Annotated in this window: 20 protein-coding genes; 15 read left to right on the top strand and 5 right to left on the bottom strand. The window is 45.0% G+C overall.

What is annotated here, in order from left to right:
- Positions 1 to 12 precede the first annotated feature (12 nt).
- From MICH65_RS02460 to MICH65_RS02470, 3 genes are read left to right on the top strand one after another with little or no spacing between them, the layout of a single operon-like run.
- Positions 13 to 1,698 carry a 6-pyruvoyl-tetrahydropterin synthase-related protein gene (locus MICH65_RS02460; RefSeq protein ID WP_161931842.1) on the top strand — a complete coding sequence of 562 codons (1,686 nt, stop codon included), beginning with the start codon at positions 13 to 15 and terminating at the stop codon, positions 1,696 to 1,698.
- Positions 1,673 to 3,382: a hypothetical protein gene (locus tag MICH65_RS02465; RefSeq protein WP_161931843.1), complete on the top strand. Its 1,710-nt coding sequence runs from the start codon at positions 1,673 to 1,675 to the stop codon at positions 3,380 to 3,382. Before MICH65_RS02460 ends, MICH65_RS02465 begins: the two co-directional genes overlap by 26 nt.
- Positions 3,366 to 5,066 (top strand): 6-pyruvoyl-tetrahydropterin synthase-related protein, encoded by a 1,701-nt coding sequence (locus MICH65_RS02470; protein WP_161931844.1) that lies wholly within the window; start codon positions 3,366 to 3,368, stop codon positions 5,064 to 5,066. The genes MICH65_RS02465 and MICH65_RS02470 overlap by 17 nt, the downstream gene beginning before the upstream one ends.
- Before the next feature lie 14 nt (positions 5,067 to 5,080).
- On the opposite strand, the gene MICH65_RS02475 is transcribed toward MICH65_RS02470, so the two are convergent.
- Together MICH65_RS02475 and MICH65_RS02480 are read right to left on the bottom strand one after the other, a co-directional pair.
- Positions 5,081 to 6,316: a hypothetical protein gene (locus MICH65_RS02475; RefSeq protein ID WP_161931845.1), complete on the bottom strand. Its 1,236-nt coding sequence runs from the start codon at positions 6,314 to 6,316 to the stop codon at positions 5,081 to 5,083.
- Between the two features lie 424 nt (positions 6,317 to 6,740).
- Complete coding sequence (locus MICH65_RS02480; protein WP_161931846.1) at positions 6,741 to 7,301, bottom strand: disulfide oxidoreductase; 561 nt, start codon at positions 7,299 to 7,301, stop codon at positions 6,741 to 6,743.
- 62 nt (positions 7,302 to 7,363) lie between these two features.
- Between MICH65_RS02480 and MICH65_RS02485 the strand changes: the two genes are divergently transcribed.
- From MICH65_RS02485 to MICH65_RS02510, 6 genes are read left to right on the top strand one after another with little or no spacing between them, the layout of a single operon-like run.
- Positions 7,364 to 8,848, top strand: coding sequence for an oligosaccharide flippase family protein (locus tag MICH65_RS02485; RefSeq protein ID WP_161931847.1), 1,485 nt, complete (start codon positions 7,364 to 7,366; stop codon positions 8,846 to 8,848).
- Positions 8,845 to 11,916, top strand: a complete 3,072-nt coding sequence (locus tag MICH65_RS02490) for a hypothetical protein (RefSeq protein WP_161931848.1) — start codon at positions 8,845 to 8,847, stop codon at positions 11,914 to 11,916. The genes MICH65_RS02485 and MICH65_RS02490 overlap by 4 nt, the downstream gene beginning before the upstream one ends.
- Complete coding sequence (locus MICH65_RS02495; RefSeq protein ID WP_161931849.1) at positions 11,913 to 12,827, top strand: glycosyltransferase family 2 protein; 915 nt, start codon at positions 11,913 to 11,915, stop codon at positions 12,825 to 12,827. The genes MICH65_RS02490 and MICH65_RS02495 overlap by 4 nt, the downstream gene beginning before the upstream one ends.
- Before the next feature lies 1 nt (position 12,828).
- On the top strand, positions 12,829 to 13,746 hold the full coding sequence (locus MICH65_RS02500) for a glycosyltransferase family 2 protein (RefSeq protein WP_161931850.1): 918 nt from the start codon (positions 12,829 to 12,831) through the stop codon (positions 13,744 to 13,746).
- Between the two features lie 14 nt (positions 13,747 to 13,760).
- Complete coding sequence (locus MICH65_RS02505) at positions 13,761 to 14,564, top strand: glycosyltransferase family 2 protein (RefSeq protein WP_161931851.1); 804 nt, start codon at positions 13,761 to 13,763, stop codon at positions 14,562 to 14,564.
- Positions 14,565 to 14,573: 9 nt separating this feature from the next.
- On the top strand, positions 14,574 to 15,656 hold the full coding sequence (locus tag MICH65_RS02510) for a glycosyltransferase family 4 protein (RefSeq protein WP_161931852.1): 1,083 nt from the start codon (positions 14,574 to 14,576) through the stop codon (positions 15,654 to 15,656).
- Between the two features lie 111 nt (positions 15,657 to 15,767).
- Here MICH65_RS02510 and MICH65_RS02515 read toward each other — a convergent pair whose 3' ends face one another.
- Positions 15,768 to 17,051: a YfhO family protein gene (locus MICH65_RS02515; protein ID WP_161931853.1), complete on the bottom strand. Its 1,284-nt coding sequence runs from the start codon at positions 17,049 to 17,051 to the stop codon at positions 15,768 to 15,770.
- A 56-nt stretch (positions 17,052 to 17,107) separates the two neighbouring features.
- Between MICH65_RS02515 and MICH65_RS02520 the strand changes: the two genes are divergently transcribed.
- Positions 17,108 to 18,493, top strand: a complete 1,386-nt coding sequence (locus MICH65_RS02520) for a hypothetical protein (RefSeq protein WP_161931854.1) — start codon at positions 17,108 to 17,110, stop codon at positions 18,491 to 18,493.
- A gap of 16 nt (positions 18,494 to 18,509) precedes the next feature.
- Entirely contained in the window at positions 18,510 to 19,178 is a 669-nt protein-coding gene (locus MICH65_RS02525; RefSeq protein WP_161931855.1) for a hypothetical protein, read from the top strand.
- A 3-nt stretch (positions 19,179 to 19,181) separates the two neighbouring features.
- On the opposite strand, the gene MICH65_RS02530 is transcribed toward MICH65_RS02525, so the two are convergent.
- Entirely contained in the window at positions 19,182 to 19,700 is a 519-nt protein-coding gene (locus MICH65_RS02530) for a transglutaminase-like domain-containing protein (protein WP_161931856.1), read from the bottom strand.
- On the bottom strand, positions 19,684 to 21,357 hold the full coding sequence (locus MICH65_RS02535) for a glycosyltransferase family 39 protein (RefSeq protein ID WP_161931857.1): 1,674 nt from the start codon (positions 21,355 to 21,357) through the stop codon (positions 19,684 to 19,686). Before MICH65_RS02535 ends, MICH65_RS02530 begins: the two co-directional genes overlap by 17 nt.
- Before the next feature lie 43 nt (positions 21,358 to 21,400).
- Between MICH65_RS02535 and MICH65_RS02540 the strand changes: the two genes are divergently transcribed.
- Genes MICH65_RS02540 through MICH65_RS02555 form a run of 4 tightly spaced genes read left to right on the top strand, consistent with a single transcriptional unit; the run spans position 21,401 to position 24,513 of the window.
- Positions 21,401 to 22,294 (top strand): glycosyltransferase family 2 protein, encoded by an 894-nt coding sequence (locus MICH65_RS02540; RefSeq protein ID WP_161931858.1) that lies wholly within the window; start codon positions 21,401 to 21,403, stop codon positions 22,292 to 22,294.
- 52 nt (positions 22,295 to 22,346) lie between these two features.
- On the top strand, positions 22,347 to 23,000 hold the full coding sequence (locus tag MICH65_RS02545; protein WP_236870845.1) for an efflux RND transporter periplasmic adaptor subunit: 654 nt from the start codon (positions 22,347 to 22,349) through the stop codon (positions 22,998 to 23,000).
- Positions 22,984 to 23,664, top strand: a complete 681-nt coding sequence (locus tag MICH65_RS02550; RefSeq protein ID WP_161931860.1) for a thermonuclease family protein — start codon at positions 22,984 to 22,986, stop codon at positions 23,662 to 23,664. Before MICH65_RS02545 ends, MICH65_RS02550 begins: the two co-directional genes overlap by 17 nt.
- Positions 23,665 to 23,700: 36 nt before the next feature.
- Positions 23,701 to 24,513: a glycosyltransferase family 2 protein gene (locus MICH65_RS02555; protein WP_161931861.1), complete on the top strand. Its 813-nt coding sequence runs from the start codon at positions 23,701 to 23,703 to the stop codon at positions 24,511 to 24,513.
- Positions 24,514 to 24,609: the final 96 nt, after the last annotated feature.

Genomic DNA, 24,609 nt, shown 5'->3' on the forward strand with positions numbered 1-24,609 from the left:
TAAAAAATTTAAATGTCCCTACTCAAACGCCTTAAATCCTCCCGTCTTGCTATCCTCATCCTTCTTTTCGTTATCTCCATCCCTACTTTTATCAAAATGGCCAGACCTGGCTACTTCCCCATGCATGATGATATGCAGGCCATGCGCGTCCTCCAGCTTGATCGCTGCGTTAATGATGGTCAGCTACCTTGTCGTTGGGTCCCGGACATGGGCTATGGTTACGGCTACCCCCAGTTTATTTTCTACTCACCCCTGCCTTACTACTCCATGGAGGCCTTTCACCTGCTTGGATTTTCTTTGCTCGACTCAGTCAAGATTGTCATGAGCCTAGGCTTTTTACTAGCTGGTATGACCATGTACCTGCTTGGCTCCTCACTCTGGGGTAGAGCAGGCGGACTTCTCTCAGCCATCCTCTATCTCTACGCGCCATATCGTGCCTCCGATCTTTACTCTCGTGGAGCGGTGGCTGAGTTTACTGCCATGGTTTTCCTACCACTAATTTTTTACGCCATCAGGGAATTTATCAAAACCAAACAAACCAAAAACTTAATCATCCTCTCCCTTTCCTATTCCGGCTTGCTCTTAAGCCATAACCTAACCACGTTAGCCTTTACTCCCTTGGCCGCCATCTGGGGTCTTTTCTATCTCTACCATTACCGTCGTTTTCGCCTGCTTCCCCACCTTATCTTCTCCGCTCTTTTAGGAGTTGGCCTATCCGCCTTTTTTATCCTTCCTGCTTTCTTTGAAAAACCCTTTGTTCATTTAGAGACCATGACCGTTGGCTACTTTAACTATCTAGCTCACTTTGTTTCCCTAGGTCAGCTTTTCTTCTCCTCTTTCTGGGGCTTTGGTTCATCCGAATTAGGTCCCTACGATGATCTTGGCTTTGCTATTGGTACTCTTCACTGGTTCTTGCTTGGTATTGCCCTCATCTTTGCCCTGCTTCGTTTTCGCCGTCAGCGCCAATACGCTCTACCGGTTTTACTGCTTGGACTTTTCTTTATATCCTCTGTCTTCATGACTCACCAGCGTTCCGTCTTTATCTGGAACAATCTGCCCTTCTTAAAATACTTCCAGTTTCCCTGGCGCTTCCTGGTCATCGCCACTTTTGCCTCCTCTGCAGCCGGCGGTAGTCTGCTTGCTTTCACCTCTCATCTACCCACTCGCAAATGGTTACTTATCACTCTTTCTTTCTTTGTTATATTGCTTAACTTTAATTTCTTTAAGCCCCAGTCCTGGATTAACATCACTGACCAGGAAAAGTTCTCCGGCCCCTCCTGGGACAAACAAATGACCATCAGCATTTTTGACTACCTACCCATCTTCGCTAACATGCCTCCTTCTCAACCTGCTCCCAATCAGCCAGAGTTGCTTGAAGGTGCTGCCACAGTTACCGACTACCAAAAGGGGAGTCACTGGCAATCAGGCAATCTTGAGGTTATCTCCAACCAGGCCACCATCCGCCTACCCCTCTTCTATTACCCAGGTTTTACTCTCACTCTTGACAACAAAACTCACCCCTTAACCTACGACAATCCATTGGGTCTTATTACCTTTACCACTCCTCAAGGCAACCACTCCTTCCATGTCAAGCTTGAATCCACCCCGATACGCCGATTCTCTGATATCCTTACTCTAGCGTCTCTAGCTTGTTTAATTATTTTCTCAATCCGTGTTTACAATCAAAAAAAGAATTAAAATCACTCCCTTCCGGCTTGGGTTACTTCTCACTATTCTAATTGCCTTATTAGCCAGTCTGCCTCTCTTTAAGTCTGGCTACTTCACCATGCACGATGATGTTCAGGTCATGCGCCTTTACCAGATGGAACGCTGTTTCCAGGATGGCCAAATCCCCTGTCGCTGGGTGCCTGACATGGGCGGCAACTACGGCCACCCCCTCTACAATTACCACCCCGTTTTTGCCTATTACCTTGGTACTTTCTTTCGCATCTTCGGTTTTTCTTTTATAGCCATCTCCAAAATCCTCTTCCTATTAACCTTTCTGCTTCCCGCCATTTTCATCTACCTTCTCGTTAACGCCTTCTTAGGTGTCCCAGCGGCTCTTTCAGCAGCTGCCTTCTTCACCTTTGCTCCTTACCACTCTCTTGATGTCTATGTCCGTGGTGCCATGACCGAGTCCTGGGGTATCGTCTTTTTCCCGGCCATCTTCCTCTCCCTCTATCGTTTATCCCAAAAACCTAAAAAACCTCTCTACTTTATCCTCTCTACCTTAAGCCTTACCGGTCTTTTCCTGGCTCACAACATCATGACTCTACTTTTCACCCCCATTGCCCTTATCTGGGGTCTTTACTGGTTTATTTCCAACGGTAACTTAAAACACCTGCTTCGTCTTATATCCACTTTTGCTCTAGCCGTTGGTCTCTCTGCCTTTTTCCTGCTTCCCGCTTTCTTTGAACGCCCTTTAGTCAAGATCGATACTCTGACTACTGATTACTACAACTTCCGCCACCACTTTGCCTCTCTCCGCCAGCTCTTTCTTGATCGCAGCTGGGGTTACGGTCCTTCCCGTCCTGGCCCTGAAGACCAACTCTCCTTCCAGCTAGGTTGGCCGCACTGGTGGCTCTCTGTTGCCGGTCTTTTTGCCTCACTTATTTTGTTTATTAAAAAGCGTTCCTCAGTCCTAACCAGATTAGCTCTCTTTGCCTCCCTGCTGTACATGGCTTCTGTCTTTATGACCCACGCCAAATCAGTCTACCTCTGGGAACTAGTTCCCTTACTTTCCTTCGTCCAGTTCCCCTGGCGCTTTTTAGGTATTGCTATGTTTGCCGGAGCCCTTCTTTTCGCCCTTCTCTTTGCCCTTATACCCTCTCGTCTCCGTTGGCCTATCTCTCTGCTTCTCTCCGTCGTCATAGTCGCTTTAAACTTTAGCTACTTTACCCCCGAAAAGCACTTCCCCAATATGACCGATCAACTCAAACTCTCAGGTGAGGAGTATCGCATCCAGTCACTCGCCACCATCCTTGACTACATCCCCACCCAGGTCAAAGAGCATCCAAACACCCTAGCTCCTGCCCTACCTTGGGTAGTTGAGGGCGAGGCAGACATTAGCCAGTTCCGCAAACGTTCCAACTTCTGGCGTTTTACCGTCAACAACTCCAGCAATCAACCAGCTGTTGTCAGAGTCCCCGTCTTTGATTTTCCTCACTGGATCGTCTTACTTGATCAACAGCCCATTGAGTTTCATTCTAATAATCCTGGGGGAGTCATTGAGTTCACCATTCCTCCTGGTCAGTACACCGCCGTTGGTCGCTTCACCAACACGCCTTTAAGATCGGCTGCCAATTTAATCACTCTCTCAAGCTTTGCCATCCTCCTTATCTTCACCATTCACACCGCCAAGAAGCATGAAAACAAAAAATAACTGGCTGCTGTTTCTTCTCCTCACTATTCTCTTTACTCTGCCTGCCGTCTTTTCTCTTCTCTATCACCCCTTTTTCACCTTTCACGACGAGACACAGATCGTTAACATGCACCAGTTTTTCAAGACTTTAGATTTAGGTCAGTTTCCGCCTCGTTGGGGTTTAGATTTCCACTTCAACTACGGCTCACCCTTTCCCGCTTTTTACTACCAGCTCCCATATTTCTTAGGCTACCCCTTCCATCTGGCTGGTTTCTCTTTGGTTGCTACCTTCAAGATACTTTTAATCCTCGGCTTCTTTGTTGCTGCCTTGGGTGTCTATTTCTTGGGTCTCCAGCTCACCACTCCTTTCTTAAGCCTGGTCGCCGCCGTCATCTATACATATACCCCCTACCGGGCAGTCGCCAGTTTTGTCAGAGGTTCACTAGGGGAGTCGTTTGCCCTAGCTCTCTTCCCCTGGGTCTTTTTGTTTACTTTAAGACTTTTCCAAAAACCCAACTTAAAACGAGCTGTCCTAGCCGGTCTCTCTTGGTCTGCCTTGATTCTGACTCATCAGCTGGCTACCGTCTTCTTCATTCCTCTCCTACTTGGTTTAAGTTTGTTTCTCTTGATCTCCAACCGTCGCCTCTTCTTCCCACTTATCACCACCAATCTGATTGCTCTCTCCACCTCTGCCTTTTATCTCCTCCCCCTGCTGGTTGATCGTTCTCTTATCAAACCATCCAGTCCCTTTAACTTCTATGATCACTTTCCATTTCTAAAGCAGCTCATCTACTCTCCCTGGGGCTACCGTGCCTCGGTTTGGGGCATTGATGATGGTCTTTCATTCCAGCTTGGTTTAGTTCCTCTCCTCATCCTTGTCTTTGTATATATCCTCACCATGTTAAAAATTAGGCGATACCAAGACAAACTCAATCGCAATATTTTCCTCTATCTGCTTTTAGCCTTCCCTGCCACTATTGCCTTAATGAACATCCGCACCTCTTTTTTCTGGGATGTCTTTCCCTTCACTCAGTTAGTTCAGTTCCCTTGGCGTTTGTTAATGATTACCACCTTCTTGGTCCCAGTCATCTTTCTTTTGACGACTCCTTTAATTCCCAAAAAACTATTCCTACCTCTAGGCCTATTCTTGCTAGTAGCCTCTCCTCTCTCCACCATTCGCTTTTTCCAACCCGGAGAGATCTATGATCGGGATGACAACTACTATCTCCACCGCTATCTTCCCAACCAAGCCCAAGGAGATGAGTATGAGGTCTCCTCGGCATACCTTGAACATACCGAGGATTACGTCTCCCTGCCTCTTACCGCCACCAGACCGACCAGTCTACCTGATCAGCTCTTAACCGCCAAGGATCCAGATACTCGCATTAACATCCTTGATGACAATCCTTTCCACACCCGCTTCCAGGTCTATCCCTCCAATCAAGATACCTTAACCCTTCATCGTTTCGCCTATCCCAACTGGCACGTATATCTAGATGACCAATCAGTTAAGTACAATGTAGACGACCTTGGTCTCATCACTTTTGATGTTCCTTCTGGTTCTCACTTTGTCACTCTCAAGTTTGAAAAAACTCCTCTTCAGCAGTTATCTGATCTAGTTACCCTTGTTGGTCTGTCTGTCTCCTTTCTTCTCCTCTTTCTACCTGTGTCCAAGAAACAAACAAAATCAAGAACTAAGTCTTAAGCCCCTATTACCACTTACTCAGTAACCGTCACTGTCATTGCCAAACAGTGAGGTAAGCTTTTTAGTGGCTCCATGATCACACTGCGATTAATCAAATACAGGTCGTTTCTTTCCTGTCGCCCCTCTCTAAAACATCGATTAAAAGTTTCAGCGTACAGTTTTGCTAGATCCTGATTCGGACTTTCATATATCTCAAGTTCAAATATGGTTTGTCGCAATACCATCAATTTATCCATTAGACTTGCTCCATACAAATCTTTTGATAGAGACATTAGCACTTCTTTTTCGATAACTAGAGCTTCTTTTTCTGCCTCAAACTTACCTCCTTTCATCCAATCAACTCCACCACTAAACCGTTTTAGCAGTGATACTACATGGCTCAACTCATGAATCAGTGACACAATCTGGTGCCTTATATTCCTCTTTCCATCGAGACTAATCTCAAATTGATCTCTCTCCTTAACATATCTCATCCAAGCACCATCACCACTGTTAAATTTAATCTCAACTCTGTTTCTATTTTGTTCAATCTCTTCATATTTATCAGCAAAGTAATCCACTGTCTGTTCTAGAGAGTCAAGAGGAAAATCATTTAATCTGCAGATCAAGCAGGGATGATTAAAGTTGCCATAAAACCAATCGGGTAAATTATTGATTGTCGGCAACCTATCACTGTACCCCTTAATTATCTTCTCAATGTTTTCCATAAAGTAGTGATAGTCATCCTTTGTCGCCCCAATACTCGTTAATCGAAAATCAACATAACTTAATCTATTTACTATTTTAACCAATCGAACCCGTGCATCTATCAAATTTACAAAGTTCTCCTTCATTTCAGTAACCGGTAAGTTCAACTTTTCCCATCTTTTTTCCCTATCCTCATATTTACCTGAAAACAACTGATCATACTTTTGAGGATCCAAAATTAAATCACCCAAACCCTTAATCGAAAAATAGCTAGCCACAGATTTTGCGACCTCTTGGTGCAGCTTCCTATATTTACCCTGTTTGTTTATGTAATCAAGGCTGTATTGATTTAAGTTCTTTTCTAATTCCTCTCGTATCCAACCCGTCATGTACACTTCTTTTTTCATAACAGGTTCTTCCTCAAAGCCAAAGTATCTCTGTCGTGCGTCTTTAGCCGATTGAGTGATCATTGCCTTTAACTCGTCCTCATCAAACGATCTGTCCCACAGCCTAAACTTTCTCAAAAACTCCTGATATATCTCATTACTTGCATCCATATTCATATCCTACAACTTAAAAGTGTAAAGGGAGACAAACGGCTGTCTGCCTCCCCTTTGTATGTTCAGTCTGGCCTTGTTTGTTTTACTTGATCACTTCTTCGGTGCTGGCGGATCGGGCGGTGGAGGTGGCACCAAATTTGAGTCTTGTGGGCAGCCCCCACTCGACCCCCGGCTGTAATCACCCTCCGTCCGCTGATTTTCGCTGATTACGTCTGCTGGGGACTTGTGCAATCCTCCGCTGTTATCGACGTAATACTTCGTACCTCCGATTTCTACGTACGTCATCCCTGTTTTGGGGTCACGCTTCTCGTCGGGCATGTTACGCCTCCCTTTTCTAGTGTGCCAAACTGAACATCTATAATATAGATTATAGGTTCAAAAGAATCAACTTTATTCAAAAAATTATGTCTATCTCCACCAAAATTCGTCAAATTCTCTCGTTTTGCCTCTTCCCCACCATCACCATTCCGATACTACTGATTAGAGCAAAGGCAGTTGCTGACATACTCACAATGGTTACATATCCGTAGCGTAATACAAACTGTTGTGTACACGAAGCCGAGTAGCCCGAAACAGAACACGGCACTATCTCCACTCCGGACACCTGAACATAGTAGTGGTACAAAGCAATGATCAAACCCATCAGACTCATTACCAGCATGTAGGGCAAGATGTTCTTATCTTTTTTAAGGATTGCTAGACCCAAAATCAAAACCAATGGGTACATTAATATTCGCTGATACCAGCACAAGACGCATGGATCATATTTCGCCACCTCTGAGAAAAACAGACTTCCCGTCGTCGCTATTACTGCCATCAACCAAGCCAGTATCAATCCATTTTCTTCGATCCACCGATACACTAGTTCTGCCCCACCAATCTTGACCCCTTTTCTTCTAAGTAACCAACCCAACCAACCCACTATTAACAATACGTCCACCAAAATTGTTCCTTGAGTTAGCGTTTCGGTTACTTCTTCAATCAACATCCTTCATATTTTACCTCATCACTTTTATCCTCATTTGGTCAAGAAACTGATAGAATCAAACCATGTCCGAAAGCCAACCAGTGGAGCTTGACCCCGGCACACCCGAAATCGATCTCCATCAGGTCAAGACCCGTTCTATCTCCGGTGTTCTCGCTCTCACCTCCAGAACTTTCTTAGTTCAGGTCATTTCTTTTATAGCCACTTTCTTTCTTACAGTCTTTCTCTCGCCCCAAGACTACGGCACTTTTTTCCTAGTCTCCGCTGTTGTCAACTTTCTTACCTACTTCTCTGACATTGGTCTGGCTGCTGCCTTAATTCAAAAAAAGGACAAACTCACTCGTCAAGATTTAACCACCACCTTCACCATCCAGCAGTTCTTGGTTCTCTTACTTCTCTTTCTTCTTTTTGCCAACACCGGGTTTATTAGATCTCAATACCAGCTCTCCTCAGCCGCTATTTATCTCATGTGGGCCTTAGGCCTGTCTCTCTTTCTCTCCTCCCTTAAAACCATCCCCTCCATTCTCCTAGAACGCGATCTTCAATTTAACAAACTGGTTATACCTCAGATTTTAGAGAACCTTGTTTTTAATCTCTCCGCCGTTTATTTCGCCTGGAAAGGCTGGGGGATCAACACCTTCACTTTTGCCGTTCTAGCTCGTGGATTTACTGGCCTTATCGCCATTTACATTATCTCTCCCTGGAAACCGGGCTTAGGTCTAAATCGTCACTCTCTTAAAAAACTACTCAACTTCGGCCTTCCCTACCAAGCCAACACTTTCCTGGCAGTCATCAAGGATGATGGTATGACACTTTTCTTAGGCAAACTGATTGGTCAAACTGGTTTGGGTTACATCGGCTGGGCCTCTCGCTGGGCCAACATGCCCCTACGCTTCTTCATGGACAACATCACCAAGGTCGCTTTCCCCGCTTATGCCAGGGTTCAACATGACCCCCAGGTGCTTAAAAAAGGTATAGAGAAAACTATCTTCTATCTCGCCCTGGTTTCCTTCCCTGCCTTTGTTGGCATGGCCGTTTTAGCTCTTCCTTTAGTCAACACCATTCCCCGCTATCAAAAATGGCTACCTGCCTTAATCCCTCTCTATCTCTATCTCTTTAATGCCGCCTGGGCTACTATCTCCACCCCTTTAACCAATGCCCTTAATGCCATTGGCAAAATCAAAATCACCTTTAAATTAATGATCATGTGGACAGTTCTCACCTGGGCCCTCATGCCTTACCTAGCTGTTAAGTTAGGTTTCGTTGGTGTCTCTCTGGCTGCCGCCATTATCGCCACTAGCTCCATCATCGTCATGTATGTCATCTATCGCTTGGTCAAAGTCAACTTTATCCAATCCTTGCTTGCTCCCACCTTGGCTAGTTTCTTCATGGGCTCAGCCCTGCTTGTGATCACTCCATACCTCACCTCCCTGCCTCGCATCATTGTCACTATCTTTGCTGGAGCCTTCATTTACTTCGTCTCCCTCTACCTTCTTCAGGGTAAGCAACTCTTTCTTGATCTCAAGAATCTTATTAAACCCAACCGATGATCAAAAAGCTCGCTCTCTCCATTCTTACCATACTCTCAATTCTTTTCATTGCTTCTCCAGTTCAGGCCGAGTCTAGTCTCTCCTTCACCTTTCCAGTCAGAGTTCCAGCTACCAAACAGCTCGAGTATTTAGGTCTTCCTCAACGCATCAACCAACTGGCCACTCCATCAGCAACTCCTGTCACCTGGTTGCTTAACTACGATACCTTAACCTCCGCCACTGCCTCTGCCTACTTCACTGATTTAAATTTATCCCCAGAGCAAGAGCTTGGAGTTTTGCTTGAAATTACTCCCGTCTTTCTTGAGAATGTCGGGTTACCTCGAGCCATCAATCCATCCACTGCTCACTTGATCAACAGCTATCACCCCGAGGTTCGCTATCAGATCATTGACCAGTATTTTTCTCTCTTCAAACAGCTTTTCGGTCACAACCCTAGAGTCGTTGCCGCTCCATATCTTGACGCTCTTTCATTAAGTTACCTAGCTGATCACTATGGCGTTAAGGCGGCTCTGCTTAATCTTCCCTCATCAGGAAACCTTACCCTTGATCACTACTTCCCCTATCCTTACTTCCCCTCAAAACACAACACTCTCGTTCCCTCCCCTGATCGAGATCAAGCCATTAATATCATGGTTTCTTTCTGGCAGGGTCTTCCCAGTAACTCTGATTTTGTTTCACTACTTAGTAATCCTCGCCATCAATCCTCCCTCATTTCCTTTGGCCTTGAGGAAAGTTTAACCGCTGACCAACAGCTTGAGGTTTTACCAGATCTTTTCACTTCCCTATCTTCGCTTGACTCTCTCACCACTGTTGGTGATTTCGCTGACCACTTTATTACATACAATCCCTTAACCACTCCCACATACCTTTCCTCAGGTAATCAGTTCACTATCTACGCCAGTCCCCACTATTTCCTCACCCTTGATCGCCAAAAGAGTCAGCTCACCTCGCTGGTTTTCTACAATCATCACGAAACTGAAGCCTTTCTTTTTGATCGCAACCCCAACGCTTTTCTTAATCTAAATACCTACCCGCTTGTCACTCCAGATCAACCCATCTCTCTCTCCACTCCTCTTCTTGATTACACCCTTACCCAAGACTCTTCCTTTTCCTACACTCTTTCTTTTACCGATTACTTCATTAACTTAAAGCCAAAAAGTTTCACTACCAACTTAAACCTTAATCTTCCCTCTCATCCTCAGGTTAACCTTATTACCTCAGGGGCCAATCAAACTTTCTCGGCTACTTCCTGGCGTCCATATTACACTCCCTTATTCACCTCGATCTTAAATATCACCAAACTTATTGCCTTGTTTTTATTCCTCGCTTACTTGTTTAAATACCCACCCAAGCGTTTATTCAAACTCATCTCCCGCCATTTCACCACCTTTATCATTCTCCTCTTTGGCACCTTTATCTGGTCACTTACTATATCAAGAAGCGGCTCTCTCACTCCATACGGCTTAAGCTTCTGGGGTCCTCACAGCCACGATGCTCTCTTCCATCTCTCCCTAATCGAGTCCTTCAAACAATCTCTCTATCCTCTCATCAATCCCAATCTTATAGACACTACCATTCACAACTACCACCTCCTTTATGACTATCTTCTAGCCCTCCTCTCCCTCCTGCTTAACATCCCATCTCTTGATCTCTACTTCCGCCTCATTCCTCCCTTGCTTGCCTTCTTCATTGGTCTTACCAGTTTTACTTTGTTGCGTCGCTGGCGCTACTCTCCCTCCCAAGCCCGTCTCTCTCTAGTCTTCGTCTACCTCACCGGTTCATTGGGTTTCATACCCCACTTCTTCCAGAAAGGTACTCTTTGGGGTGGAGAATCCATCTTCTGGATGCAGCAAAACATCTCCACCTTGATCAACCCTCCCTTCGCTCTGTCCTTACTTCTCCTCCTGGTTTTCCTAAATCTCTACCACTCCTGGCATGATTCGCTCTCATTAAAACGCCTCCTCATCCTCTCTCTGATCGGTGCTCTGCTCATCCAGGCCAAGGCTTACGCTTCTGTGCTACTAATCTTTGCCCTCTTTGCCCATCTATCTCTCTCTGTCGTTACCACCAGACGCATTAGCTTCTCCAAGTTGTTACTCCCCGCCTTCCTGCTTGTCTTCTCTGTTCTTCTCTTTCTGCCCACCTATGCCTCCAGCGGCTCTCTTTTCCAGTTTGCTCCTCTCTGGTTCATCCGCTCCCTAGTCTCAGCTCAGGATCGCCTCAACCTAGAGTCTTTTGCCAGCGCCTGGCAGGTCTACCAAGCTACCGATCAATATCCAAAACTTCTCCTAGTTCACATCACCCTTACTCTTGTCTATCTCCTCGGTAACTTGGGTATCCGTGTTCTAGCTCTACCCGCTTGGTGGCAGTCCTTTTTTAAGTCTGCCTCACAGCCTCTAGTTGCCTGGATCATTCTAGCTGGTCTGGCTGTACCCTTTGTCTTCATCCAGTCCGGCAACTCCTGGAACTCAATCCAGTTCTCCTACTACTCCCTCTTCTTCTTAAGTTTGCTCTTAGGCCCCCCTGTTGCCTCCTTTCTTTCTCGCTCCCACACCTTACCCAAGTTTTTAAGTCTACTTCTTCTTATTACCTTTCTGACTCTGCCTACCACCATCGGTACGCTTAAAGAGTATGCTTCGCTTAAGCCCTCCACCTCGATCACCCATCAGGAGTTAAGGGTTTTAGATTACCTCTCTCGTCAGCCTCATTCTAGAGTCATCACCCCGGTTCACTCTCGCACTCGCCGTCATCCATACTCTACTCCCATACCGGTTCATGCCTCCGACAGCACCGCCTACGTTCCTGCCCTCACTGGCCACCAGGCTCTTTTTGCTGATGAGGTCAATCTGGAGATTATGGATTACTCATATCAAAAAATCCGTCAAAACAATCTCCGTTTCTACAACACCACCGACTATATCTTCCCCACCGACTTTGTTAGACAAAACCAGATAGAATATATCTACCAGACGTCACAGGATCATATGAATACAAAAGACCTCTCTACCCACTTTGACACTATCTTTACCTCTGGTAATTACTCACTTTTAACCCCCAAAATTAAATGAAAATCTCTGCCGTAGTCAACACCCTCAACGAAGAATCAAACATTGCCGATTGTCTAGAGTCTCTAAACTGGGTCGATGAAATCGTCGTTGTTGATATGGAATCAGACGACAAGACCAAGGACATTGCCTATCGCTACACCAAACATGTTTACAACCACAAACGAGTCGGTTACGTCGAGCCAGCCCGCAACTTTGCCTTAAGCAAGACTACTGGTGACTGGATTCTGGTTCTTGATGCTGATGAGCGAGTACCCCATCCATTAGCAGCCAAGCTAATCGAGATTGCCGAAGCCAACCAGACCAACTTTGTCCGCATTCCCCGTCAGAACATCATTTTTAACAAATGGATCGAACACTCCCGCTGGTGGCCTGACCACAATATCCGCTTCTTTAAGCGAAACCGGGTCGAGTGGCAAAACGAGATTCACTCCATTCCCGTCACCCACGGTGAGGGCCTTACTTTAGATCCCAAGAAAGAATTAAGTATCACCCACTTCCACTACACCAGCATTGATCAATATCTAACTCGTCTTCACCGCTACACCGATATCCAGTCCAAAGCCTTGATCGAACAAGGCTACAAACTAGACTGGCCCGATCTGGTTACCAAGCCCATCGCTGAGTTTCTCTCCCGTTTCTTCGCTGGCCAAGGTTACCTGGATGGTCTTCACGGGCTGGCTCTTGCCACTCTTCAGGCGTTCTCCGAGTTCATCGTTTACCTTAAGGTCTGGCAAGTTCAGGGTTTCAAGACCCACGCCGGCCAGCAGTTCATGGATCAATTTGAGTCCCTAACCAACGCTAAGCGCAAAGAGTTTTCCTTCTGGATGATCACCACTCACCTGGAGCGTACTCAAGGCTGGTTCAAGCGCCTTCTCCTAAAAATCAGGCGCAAATTACTTTTTGTTAACTAATATGCGTCTTGCTGTCGTCATCCTCAACTACAACACCCCAGGTGACACCATCGCCTGTCTTAAAACCTTAAAACAAGCCAAGATTCCTAAAGGCTTATATGTCGAGACCACTCTAGTCGACAATGCCTCCACCGACGACTCGGTTGACCTGATCAAATCAAAATTCCCCGAGGTTCGCTTAATCGAAAACATCACCAATCAAGGTTTTGCTGGTGGCAACAATGTTGGCATCAAAGCCGCCCTGGAAGAAAATCCCACCCATATTCTTCTTCTTAATCCCGACACCCTGATTGACCAGAATTTCTTTGTCAGCATCCTCAACTCAGCCATTACCAATCCCAAGGTGGGTATTGTTACTCCCCTTATATACTTCGCCAAAGGTTACGAGTTTCACCAAAAATATGCCAAGAACGAGTTAGGCAGGGTTGTCTGGTCGGCTGGTGGCCGGATCGATTGGGCTAATGTCTATGGCACCAATGCTCATGTCGACGAGGTTGACCAAGGACAGTTCGAAAAAATCGAGGATACCGACTTTGCCACTGGTGCCTGCATGCTTATCCGCCGCCAGGTCATCGATCAAATCGGACTGCTCAACCAAAACTACTTCCTCTATCTTGAAGACTTAGAGTTTTCTCAACGAGCCAAGCGGGCCGGTTGGCGTATTGTTTTTGACCCCAGTATCAAGCTCTGGCACAAGGTTTCTCAGTCCTCTGGTATTGGTTCATCCTTAAATGATTACTTCATTACTAGAAACCGTCTCCTCTTCGGTCTTCGCTATGCCCCGCTTCGCACCAAGCTGGCTTTACTAAGAGAGGCTATCCGTTTCCTTATCTTTGGCCGTCCGGCTCAAAAAACCGCCGTTGCTGATTTCTTTACCTTTAAATTAGGCAGGGGTAGCTTCCTTGGCCGTCAAACATAACTTACAATCAATCTATGCCCACACTATCAGTCATCATCATCACCGGTAGCAAAGCCCACGAGATTCTGCCTACCTTAAAGATTGCCAAGAAATTTGCCGACGAGATTATCCTGGTTGATACTGGGGCTACTGACAACACCGTCAAACTAGCCAAGCCTTACTACACCAAGCTAGTCAAGACCTCTGGTACTGACTTTTCCGCCTGGCGCAACCTAGGTGCCAAGTATGCCCATGGTGACTGGCTTTTATATCTTGATACCGATGAACGAGTTCCCAAAGCACTAGCTGGTGAGATCCTAGCCACCATCAAAGAGCCGATCCATGATGCCTACACCATTCCCCGTCACGAAATTTTATTAGGCAAACATCTTAAGCACTGGCCCCATCCCCGAGTTTTGCGGCTAATCAAAAAAGCCTCTCTTAAACGTTGGCGTGGCAAACTCCACGAACAACCCGAGCTTATCGGTACCGTCGGTGACTTAAAAAATTTCATGCTGCACCTAACCCACAAAAATCTTGATGAAAACATTAACAAGACCCTAGAGTGGTCTCGTCTTGAGGCTCAGATGTTATATAGCTCCAACCATCCTCCCATGAAAGGCTGGCGTTTCTGGCGCATTCTCTTAACCGAGTTCTACCAACGCTTTTTCAAACAAGGTTTGCGCAAAGACGGAGTCGAGGGTAACCTAGAAGTTCTCTATCAGATGTTTTCCCGATTTATAACCTACGCCCGACTCTGGGAGTTACAGCGTCAACCCTCGTTAGAGAAAAGCTACAAAAATATTGATCAAAAAATACTCGATGAATGGAGGCAATAGCTGATATATATGCTAGATTCTCAACCCAAAACCGCCGTCATCTTTGATCCCTACCTTGATACCCTAGGTGGGGGAGAGCGTTACACTCTCACTGTTGCCCAGACATTACTAAACCAAGGCTATCAAGTCATCCTAGCCTGGCGTGATCAGGCCACCCTAAAACAAGCCACCACTCGTTTCGGTCTGCCTCTTGAAGGGCTAGAGTTAAGCGCCGAGTACTACAATCTCTTTTCTCAGAAAAAATCGCTTCTGTCTCGTCATCGTGCCCTCAAGGACATTGATCTGGTTTTCATTGTCAGCGACGGCAGCGTTCCCATTCTTTTTGGTAAAAAGACCCTCCTTCATTACCAGGTTCCCTTCACCTCCATCAACCGATCTGTCTGGCTTAACCGTCTCAAACTATTAAGTATCAACCATATTGTCGTTAACTCTACCTTTACCAAGTCAGTCATTGACCGCACCCTACACACTACCAAGAGCATCGTCCTTTATCCTCCCATTGACACCTCTTCCTTTACTCCAGGCAAAAAACAACCCATCATCTTAAACGTTGGTCGCTTTACTTCTCCCTCTCACTCCAAGCGTCAGGATGTCTTAATTTCAGCCTTCAAGCAGTTGGTTGATGGGGGTCTATCTGATTGGAAACTGATTCTAGCTGGTGGCCAAACCGGCTCGGACACTCAGCTTAAAGCTTTTATGACTCAGGCCAAAGGTTACCCCATTGAGTTTGAGGTTAATCCTGAGTTTGATCATTTACGTCGGCTTTATGCTCACTCCAGCATCTTCTGGCACTCCGCTGGTTTTGAAGTGGATGAGGTCTTAAATCCGGAAGCCGTCGAGCATTTTGGCATGTCTACCGTAGAGGCCATGGCTGCCGGTTGTGTCCCTGTGGTTATCAACAAAGGGGGACAACCCGAGATTGTTACTCCAGAAACCGGTTTCTTATGGAATACCATTGATGAGTTGGTTACACAGACTAGGCGGTTAATAGGGGAGCCTGAGAAAATACTTGAGTTATCTCAAAATGCCCAGAGACGAGCTTTAGATTTTAATACAGATCGATTCCAGACTACTTTGATGAGTTTGGTTTAGGTTAATAACAAGAATCTACTGACATGATTTTTACCCTGCAGAGTAAACAAGACAAACAACTTGAACAGTTTTATAACGAGGTGATGGAAGAATTAGGACAGTTCTTCGGGTTCAACTGGTTACTCCAATAGAGACTAGCGCCATCAGGCCGAATAAAACTAGAGGTAAATACACCTCTTTCCGCTTCATATCTTTTAATTTTTCCAACCAAGCTCCAATCAACACAGAACATGCAAAGACAAGTATCACCAGTACTCTAGCTGCATATCCAGTCGACAAAAAAGGAACTTTAAGATCATAAACCAATCTACCCAACGGATTATCAAAAGCCATAAACACGGCTACACAAGCAACTATCAGAAAAAATCTATTTTCTTTCCTTATCTTCCTCCAATTAAACAGTCCCCATAATAGAGCTACTAACCCTATTAGGCTTGGATAAAAAATGGTTTCGTTGTAATTTATTACACCCCAGTAGTTAATGGTTGTCGGATTACCAAAGAAATCAGGCGCCCACAGGGTGATTAGATTTCCCCAAGGTAATAATCCATAATTGTCTCTGGCGATTGCTGACTCAGCCATTCTGACCGATTTACTCATCATTACCATTGTTGGTAATATCTGTAACGAGCTAATCAACAAACCCAAACCCATAGCAACAATTAAAGCCACTCCCGACTTTCTCTCTTTACCGATCCATTTAAAGATTGTGTAACCAAGTATCAGTACCAGACCATAAAACATAGTTTGAAAATGCCCGGCTGTTATCAGCATAAAGATGACAGGTGGTATCAATACTGCAGCTCTCTTTGATTTTTCAAAGTAATACTCGATCAAAGCCATGTTAACAGCCAACCACCACATTACCTGTCCGGCCGTGTTCCATTCCAGTCTTATTATCATTGCAGCTGAGAATGCATAAGCTACTGCCCCTATTACTGCCGATATCCTCTCCAACTTTCTTAGTCGCAAAAACCAGTACATTCCCGCCAGTGATCCCAACACCTGCATAATCACCATCATGCTCCAGCCGTCAACCCCAAGAAGTAACAACATATTAAGTGGGTATAGAACACCTCCGGAAAAACTCGCCAGCAACGGATAGCCAGAATATACATACGGATTCCACAATGGCCATTGACCGTTCTTAAAGGACTCAAAGGCCAGATCCTTCCAGATATATACCTGGGAAAAAACATCACTAATCAGCTGGTTTTTTATTGGTACTCCGACCTCATAACCCCATTTGTACTCAAGCCAAGGGTAATATGCTCCCACCAGCAAATCTCCCGGAAATGGCACCAAATCTTTAAGCCAAACTTTATAGAAAAAAACCGATAGCAAAACTGCAAACAAACCAAACACCCACCATTTTCTTAAGGCGGCTTTTACCATTGCCCTATCATACTCTATTACTTGATAATTCTTATTGTAAATAGGATCATCAAGCCATGTTACGCATTAAAGCTTCTCGTTTACCTCTGCTGATCTTGTTTGTCTTTACTCTGATTTTTTCCTTTTACAAACTCGATAACTTCTATCAACTCAACTACGACCAAGAACGTGATTATCAAGTCGTTCAGCGGATCCTTTCAGGAGACTTTACTCTCATTGGTCCTCAAGCTGTCTCCACTGCTGGATTCTATCTTGCCCCCTGGTACTATTACCTGCTTGTTCCTTTCTTTGTTCTGTTCAGCGGCCATCCTCTTTTTGCCGCTTACTTAACTGGTCTGGTTCATCTGCTTACCACTCTTGCTCTTTTTCTATTTCTCAAAAAGCATACCAAGCATGATCTTATTGCTCTTGCCTCAAGCTTACTTTATGCTTCCACTCTTCATCGCACGGCTTGGAATGTTATGTTCATTCCCCTCCTCTTTATTCTTTTTCTTAATCTACTCCTTCGTTCCCGCCAGACCCCCAAGAGCTTCTCTTTGCTTTTGTTTTTGGTCAGCCTAGGTATTCACTTTCACTTTCAGTTTGTTTTACTCGCTCCTTTCTTAGGCATATACTTGTTGCTTAATCGTTCCAAACTTCCCTCGCTTAGGTCCAAAAACCTTGCCCTTTATTTTATTGCCCTTCTCATTCCTCTCTTGCCCCTAATCGCCTTTGATCTACGTCATGATTTCATTAACTCCCGCTCTTTCTTAAACTTCTTTGGTTCTGCTCTGACCACCTCTTCAAATTTGCCTTACTTACAGTTACTTCGTTTCTCTGCCCGCAACATTATCCGCGAAACCTCTCTCTATACCCCCCTCCCGCTTAATCTCGACTATCTCTTCCTCCCTTTAGCTTACATTGGTTCCTTAATTGTGGTTTTAAGGAAGAAAAGATCTCTTCTTCCCTTGGCTCTTTTCCCAGTAATCTCTCTCTTTGCTCTTTCTCTTTACTCACCCCCCACCTGGCCCGAGTACTATCACCTCCTTGCCGTTCTCTCCTTCATTGTTCTTGTTTCATATTTGATTGCTTCATCTCCTCATCTCATCAAGTCTCTTTACTTCGTTTTTGTTCTCATTGCTCTGGTCACCTCTCTTCAATATCTCCACACATATACCAACTCAGACGGTTACGACTCTCGCCAGGCTGTCATTAAGTATATTCTTGACACCTCCTCACCTCTTCAACCCAATATCCGTTACCACTTCCCTCCCGGTCAGGGCTTAGGTTTTACCCCCATCAGAGACTATCTCTCCACCCAGTATGACTTAACTGATCAGTACTCAAATACTCAATTCGACGTCTTTTTTACTTCCTCTCCTCCTCCTGCTCTTCCTACTTCCACCGACCAAGTTAGTTTCGGCGTTTACACCGTTTCGCTTTCCTCGACAGAAGAGAGATAGAAAAGACTATAGTTATATGCCCAATAAACACATCCAAGATATTAATAAAAAGCTACAGCAAAACAACTGGTCAAGAGATAATCCTCAGTCTTCCAAAGAGATTGTCAAATTTTTGATAACATCATCCAACATCTTTTCAAACATTCCTGGCTACATTAGTGTTTTAAGGTCAATTTCACAAAGTCTAAATGATACGGCCGCTTTACGTTGGATAAATCATTTTTCATCAATCAGATCTGCCTATTTCTTACAGAGCAAAAACATTAACGTTTCTGCATTTGAAAAGAAAAGCGGAAATAAAAAAGTCGACTTAGAACTGAACAACAAAACTCTATGCGAAGTAAAGTCCTTTGAACCAATCATGAGCAGATCTAACAGTGCTCTTCAAAATGTGGAATACGTCATGAATAATTTTCTAAAAAACAAACTGATGCCAGCATTTAATGATCAAAGGGCTGACTTGGTAATAATTGATGATATCTTTTCTGACAATTCAAAAAATTATCAACTTCTTAATTATTTCCTATCATTCATTAATGATCCTGCAACAGAGCGATACGGAACAATTAATTCAATTCTTGGTAAATATCTTTCGAGAATTATTGTGGTTAGCTTTACTCAGTCAATAGTTAAAAACCCCACACTACGATTCGTCGGAGATCAATGGGAAAAACTCTTGAAATAACTACTATCTTGTGACATCCCTCCCTATTCCATCTCGAAATCCATCAAACTTTTTTCTCATGTCTTGTCTGTTTCGTATTCCGATATCCCAGGAATCCAGTCCTTTGTCAACAATAACCATGCCCGAAGTGTGTCTCAAACCAATGTTTAGGTTGGCTGCATCAACATAGTATCTTTTCCCCTTTATCTCAATCTCGGCAATCACATGTCCAACAATTGGATCACCACCTTTTTCCAGCCATTCCCGACTTAACATCTCCACATACCAGGCTTTTATCCCCGCCGCTCTCGCCAATACTAAAAACACCAGTGTAAAATCCGTACAACCTGTTGCCCAGCCATTGCCTACAATCTCTGCCGCCGTTCTGCGCCTAAATACCTCAGGCTTCCTCTCTGATCGTATGTTGCCCTTAATCCATTCCAAAATTTCCAAAACTGATTCCACGTCATTCCCAAACTTATTTTCCTCCACTACTCTTTCTATCTCCCCAGTTATCTTCGTCTGTTCACCGCTTTCCATCATTTTTGAATTTAAATGAATTCATTAATAACCAGAATATTATCACAGCACCACCGATAACACTCATTATATTAGCCCCCTTTTCAATATTTGTTTGTCTAATGGTTAGTACCACCTCATTTACACCACTGGGTAACTCAATCTCAATATACCCACCATCCTCACTTGGCTTGCTCTCAACCACCTCTCCGTTTACCTCTACCTGCCAGAGGGGTAGATAATACTTTGATATCTCAACCTTTCCCTCATTCTCCATCTCCACACTCCACCTACCTCTCTCTCCATGTCGTACTTCTTTAGTTTCCAGTTTGGCAATACCCTCACCCCGTATCTGCCAATCAACCTGCCAGTTTTGTTGAGATGCTGTTTTAGGTAGAGCCTCCCAGGCAATATCAGTTGATCCTGGTTGTAACCTGGCTTCTTGTTCCCACTTACTTAGAGGTTGCATTCCCCCGGTCAGTGTTCTAGTGATGTTTCGATTGCTCACTCCTGCCAGTAGCAGTAGCAACACCATCATCCACCAGCCGCTTTTCTCCACCAACCAAGCAGCCAAAAAGCTCACTCCAACCGCACTCACAATCAACCATCGCCAGGGAAATTGAATCTGCGCTAGGATACTAACTTTTTGCCACAACCATTCGGATACTGGTAGCATCAGGTACAAGCCAAGCAGTACCACTCCGCCAGATACTAGTGCCATCTTTGTTTTTGTTTTCTCTTTGTTTTGTTCTTTTCTAAAGAATGTCACCAGTAAAGCTATTACCGACAGTCCGAACACTACCCACTGGGTGATCCCCAGCATGAAGGACATGCCATCATCGTCTCCACTCTCCGAGTATCCATACCCCCATCTGGAATATATTACTTGTCTTAAGGTCGGCCAGTGTTGTTGATAATCAACTGCATTGTGGTTAGACAACGCTACCCAGTCCATCTCCGCAATTGCCGGCAGCCAAAACCAGGCTGCCATCACCACCCCCAGCAATCCAAAGATGATTAGTTTAAACCAACCTTTTTTGTACCATCTGGCTAGTGCCAAACCATAAATCGCGATTACTGGAGCAAAGATCAAGGCAGTTACATTATGTGCTGGGATCAAGCCAGCTACCCCAAGACTTACCAAACCCAGATACTTTTCTTTTTGTTTAACCATCACCTCACTCATTGCCCACAGTACCACCATCGCCATTGCCCAAGCCAAAATAGTTCCAAAAGATCCAATCACTAAAGTAATCAAAAATCGATAGGGGACAAGTAGTAGCAGTACTGCTCCGGTTAACGCCGCTTTTTTCTCAAAAAAGCATCTCATCCACTTATATCCTGCCCACACCGACAGCCAGCTACACAGCAACACCACCACCTTGATTGCATCTTGAGCTGTTAACCCCAGTAACACCAAGCCGGCAGTAAAGTAGTGGAATAAAGGATATGCGTAATTAAATACTGGATAGCCTCGACCATAAGCCAGCTCATCAGCCATTCGCACCGGAAACTGACCTAAAGAAAGTTCATGAGCCATCGCCTCCACTCTGATTAAGTGAAACAGCCCATCATGAGACTCATAAAACCCAGGTTGCAGTAATGCCTTAAACACAATCAACACCAGTAGCAGCAAGCCTACTGCTATTCCCACCTCTATTCGTATATCCTTAGTCTTCATTTAAGTTAGAATTAACATAGACAACCAACACCAGTCTATCATTATGAAACCAACCATCGACATCATCATCCCTAGCTTCAAAGGCAAGAAGTTACTTCAAAGGCACTTACCTGATGTACTCAAACACTCTCCTGATTGCGGCATCATTGTCATCAATGATGGTCCCGATGATGGGACTGTAGAGTACCTAAACAAGCATTTTCCCAAAATTAAATACCTGCAAAATTCAAAGAATCTAGGTTTCCCCAAAACCATCAATCGGGGAGTAGCTGCCTCTAAAGCTGACTATGTTGTATTAATGAACAACGACGTCTCACCTCAAAAAGGATATCTCACCTCTGCTCTTAAGATTTTAGATGATCCCAAAGTCTTTGCCGTTACCTTTAATGAACAGCAATCCTCCTGGCCAAAAGTTGTCTGGCAGAATGGCAAGATCACTTTTACCAGAGGCCAAGACAAAAACAAGGCCCGCTACTCTGCCTGGGCCAGTGGTGGCAGCTCCATCATCAAACGCTCTCTCTGGAACAAGCTTGGTGGATTTAATCCTCTTTACTCACCCGGTTACTGGGAAGATATTGATCTAGGTTGGCGGGCTTGGAAACTGGGTTTCCGCATTGTCTGGGATCCTGACTCCCACGTCATCCATCAGCATGAGTCTACCTTCAAGACTCTGCCTCAAAACAAACTCAATCTCCTAAAACAAAGAAACGAGCTTTTGTATCACTGGCAGACCATCACCGACTCCAATCTGGTTTTCTCTCACCTTAAGTTCTTACTCACCCACACTCTCGCCCATCCGGGTTACATAAAGGTCATATTGGCAGCTCTTCTACTTACTCCTCAGGTAACCAAAAACTATATCAAGCTAAGCAGGCAAGCCAAGGTAACTGATCGTCATATCCTAAAAACAGTTAACACTCCCTACTCGCGTTCGTAGTTTCCCCCTTGCTTTCTTTGCTATCATCATCTTAAGGGTGATCCCTACTTTCATGGTCATATCCGGCTCTTTAGTCACCGACCAACTCTTACAACTCCGCTTTCCTACAAGCGGTCAGTTAAGTCACCTTAATTTTTCCATCGGTAATCGAGTCAGTAAGGGCCAGCTACTAGCCAGGCTTAATCAATCAGATCGTCAGACATATCTTGACCGGGCACTTAAGCAATATGAAAAAACCAGAGCTGAGTTTGATGCCAAAACCAAGACAGATCTAACCGAATACGAACGCACCAAGCTACAATCAGAACTAGACATCTCAGTCAAAAATGTTGAGCTGGCCAAGATCGATCTTGAAGCCACCAATCTCTACTCTCCCATCACTGGACTTGTTGTCGCCGCCGACTCTGGTGCCGTCGGCATGAATATCACCCCAGCCGCCTTTACCATTACCTTGCTTGATCCCAACTCCATATATTTTCAAGGGTATATTGACCAAAAAGACCTCTCCTCCATAGAGGTTAGTCAGCCTGCCACCATTGCACTTACTGCTTACCCGGATTTGGTTTTAACCGGTCAAGTTACCAGAGTAGGTTTCTTACCCCACAAAAGCAGTTATCCAGTTGCTGTCTCCATTGATGGTGACAAGGACCATCTTCGTCTTGGTCTAACCGGCAAAGCCACTCTCACCCATGGCCAAGAAAAATAGCCCGCCATCTGCCAACTTAAAAAAGCTTGTCATCAGTTCTACTCTTGCTGCCACCTTGGTTGGTTCTGCCTTCTGGATTGTTAACAACAACAAACCAGTTCAACCCCTTCCTTCATATCAAGTCAAACAAGTTATAGACGGTGATACCTTCATTACTACCGACAATCAACACGTCAGACTTCGTGATGCCCAGGCTCCTGATCAGGGCCACTGCGGTTACCAACAAGCCAAAGACGAGCTCTCCCGCCTCATCTTAAACAAACCTGTATACCTTATTGTCCGCTATCACGACTCCTATCGCCTCTACGCCGATGTCTTCACCCCTGATGGGGAAGTCAACGAGTTAATGATCAAAAGCGGTTGGGCCCGATATGACAGAGGCCTAAAACCCCACCTCGTTGCCGCCCGTCAACACGCCCAGCAGCAGAACTTGGGTATATATGGTTCCTGCATTACCACCACGCCAGATGACCCCAACTGTCTTATTAAAGGCAACATCAACACCAAGACCGGTGAAAAGATCTACTATTTTCCCGGCTGTATCTCCTACAACCGCACCATTGTTGACAAGGATCTAGGCGAGAGTTGGTTTTGTAGCGAGATTGAGGCTCGGCAATCAGGCTTCAGAAAAGCTCTAACCTGTTTCTCCCGTTCCTGGCCATAATCTTACTCACTGTTGCACATGAGTTAGAATCTACTCATGGATCTCTCCATCATCATCATCACTTACAACTCAAGACAACACATCACTCCTTTGCTTAACTCAATTAAAAAATCACCCGATCGTCTCAAGAAAGAAATCATTGTTGTTGACAACGCCTCGCGAGATGACTCTGCTGATCTAGCCTCAAAACATCCATTAAAACCCAAAGTCATTCGCTCCAAGATCAATCAGGGCTTCTCCAAGGCCGTCAATCAGGCAATCAAAGCTTCATCAGGTCAACATCTCCTCCTGCTCAACCCTGACACGCGCTTAGTGGGCAACTGTTTAACATATCTTCACGACTTTGCTTCAAAAACCTCGCCCCTAGGCGCTGTCTCTCCACGTCTGCTTGGTCTTAATGGCCGCCCCCAGCCTTCCGTTTTTCGCTTTCCCACTATTATCAATGCCATCCGTCACTACTTCTTTAATTGCCAAAACTGCTTTGGCAAATACCTGCCACCCAACAAAACCACCAAAGTAGATGTTGCCGTTATGGCTGCCATGCTCATACCCCGTTCTACTATAGATACCGTTGGTGTTCTTGACGAGAGATTCTTCCTTTACTATGAAGATATTGAGTTTTGCAGACGACTCAAAAAACACCGTCTGCCGCTCTATTACCTTCCCCAGGCTAAAGTTAAACATGCCCACGGAGCATCAGGCCACTTCCGCTCTCATCTAGACAGCCCCTTACTTAAATCAGCCCAAATCTACCATGGTCGAGTTTACTCTACCCTGCTTAATCTCACTCTCTTGCTTGGTCAGAAATGGCAAAAGTTCATCCGTCACCCCCTTCCTAAACTTGGCTAAATATTTTCCCTCTTGACCTTTTTACTTTCGTTATATAAAGCACGCCTTAATGCACACCCGTGCATCAACGTACATTTGTTGTAAGGAGGTGTTCTA

The organism is Candidatus Chazhemtobacterium aquaticus (assembly GCF_009936135.1).
In the GTDB taxonomy this organism is placed as follows: Bacteria; Patescibacteriota; Microgenomatia; order UBA1400; family Chazhemtobacteraceae; genus Chazhemtobacterium; species Chazhemtobacterium aquaticus.

Excerpts from the sequence above, each read along its gene's own strand:
- MICH65_RS02475 (WP_161931845.1), bottom strand. The coding sequence starts at position 6,316 with ATGAATATGGATGCAAGTAATGAGATATATCAGGAGTTTTTGAGAAAG.
- MICH65_RS02520 (WP_161931854.1), top strand. The coding sequence starts at position 17,108 with ATGTTACGCATTAAAGCTTCTCGTTTACCTCTGCTGATCTTGTTTGTC.
- MICH65_RS02550 (WP_161931860.1), top strand. The coding sequence starts at position 22,984 with ATGGCCAAGAAAAATAGCCCGCCATCTGCCAACTTAAAAAAGCTTGTC.
- MICH65_RS02505 (WP_161931851.1), top strand. The coding sequence starts at position 13,761 with ATGCCCACACTATCAGTCATCATCATCACCGGTAGCAAAGCCCACGAG.
- MICH65_RS02555 (WP_161931861.1), top strand. The coding sequence starts at position 23,701 with ATGGATCTCTCCATCATCATCATCACTTACAACTCAAGACAACACATC.
- MICH65_RS02460 (WP_161931842.1), top strand. The coding sequence starts at position 13 with ATGTCCCTACTCAAACGCCTTAAATCCTCCCGTCTTGCTATCCTCATC.
- MICH65_RS02480 (WP_161931846.1), bottom strand. The coding sequence starts at position 7,301 with ATGTTGATTGAAGAAGTAACCGAAACGCTAACTCAAGGAACAATTTTG.
- MICH65_RS02535 (WP_161931857.1), bottom strand. The coding sequence starts at position 21,357 with ATGAAGACTAAGGATATACGAATAGAGGTGGGAATAGCAGTAGGCTTG.
- MICH65_RS02510 (WP_161931852.1), top strand. The coding sequence starts at position 14,574 with ATGCTAGATTCTCAACCCAAAACCGCCGTCATCTTTGATCCCTACCTT.
- MICH65_RS02485 (WP_161931847.1), top strand. The coding sequence starts at position 7,364 with ATGTCCGAAAGCCAACCAGTGGAGCTTGACCCCGGCACACCCGAAATC.
- MICH65_RS02490 (WP_161931848.1), top strand. The coding sequence starts at position 8,845 with ATGATCAAAAAGCTCGCTCTCTCCATTCTTACCATACTCTCAATTCTT.
- MICH65_RS02540 (WP_161931858.1), top strand. The coding sequence starts at position 21,401 with ATGAAACCAACCATCGACATCATCATCCCTAGCTTCAAAGGCAAGAAG.
- MICH65_RS02530 (WP_161931856.1), bottom strand. The coding sequence starts at position 19,700 with ATGATGGAAAGCGGTGAACAGACGAAGATAACTGGGGAGATAGAAAGA.
- MICH65_RS02545 (WP_236870845.1), top strand. The coding sequence starts at position 22,347 with ATGGTCATATCCGGCTCTTTAGTCACCGACCAACTCTTACAACTCCGC.
- MICH65_RS02495 (WP_161931849.1), top strand. The coding sequence starts at position 11,913 with ATGAAAATCTCTGCCGTAGTCAACACCCTCAACGAAGAATCAAACATT.
- MICH65_RS02515 (WP_161931853.1), bottom strand. The coding sequence starts at position 17,051 with ATGGTAAAAGCCGCCTTAAGAAAATGGTGGGTGTTTGGTTTGTTTGCA.
- MICH65_RS02525 (WP_161931855.1), top strand. The coding sequence starts at position 18,510 with ATGCCCAATAAACACATCCAAGATATTAATAAAAAGCTACAGCAAAAC.
- MICH65_RS02500 (WP_161931850.1), top strand. The coding sequence starts at position 12,829 with ATGCGTCTTGCTGTCGTCATCCTCAACTACAACACCCCAGGTGACACC.
- MICH65_RS02470 (WP_161931844.1), top strand. The coding sequence starts at position 3,366 with ATGAAAACAAAAAATAACTGGCTGCTGTTTCTTCTCCTCACTATTCTC.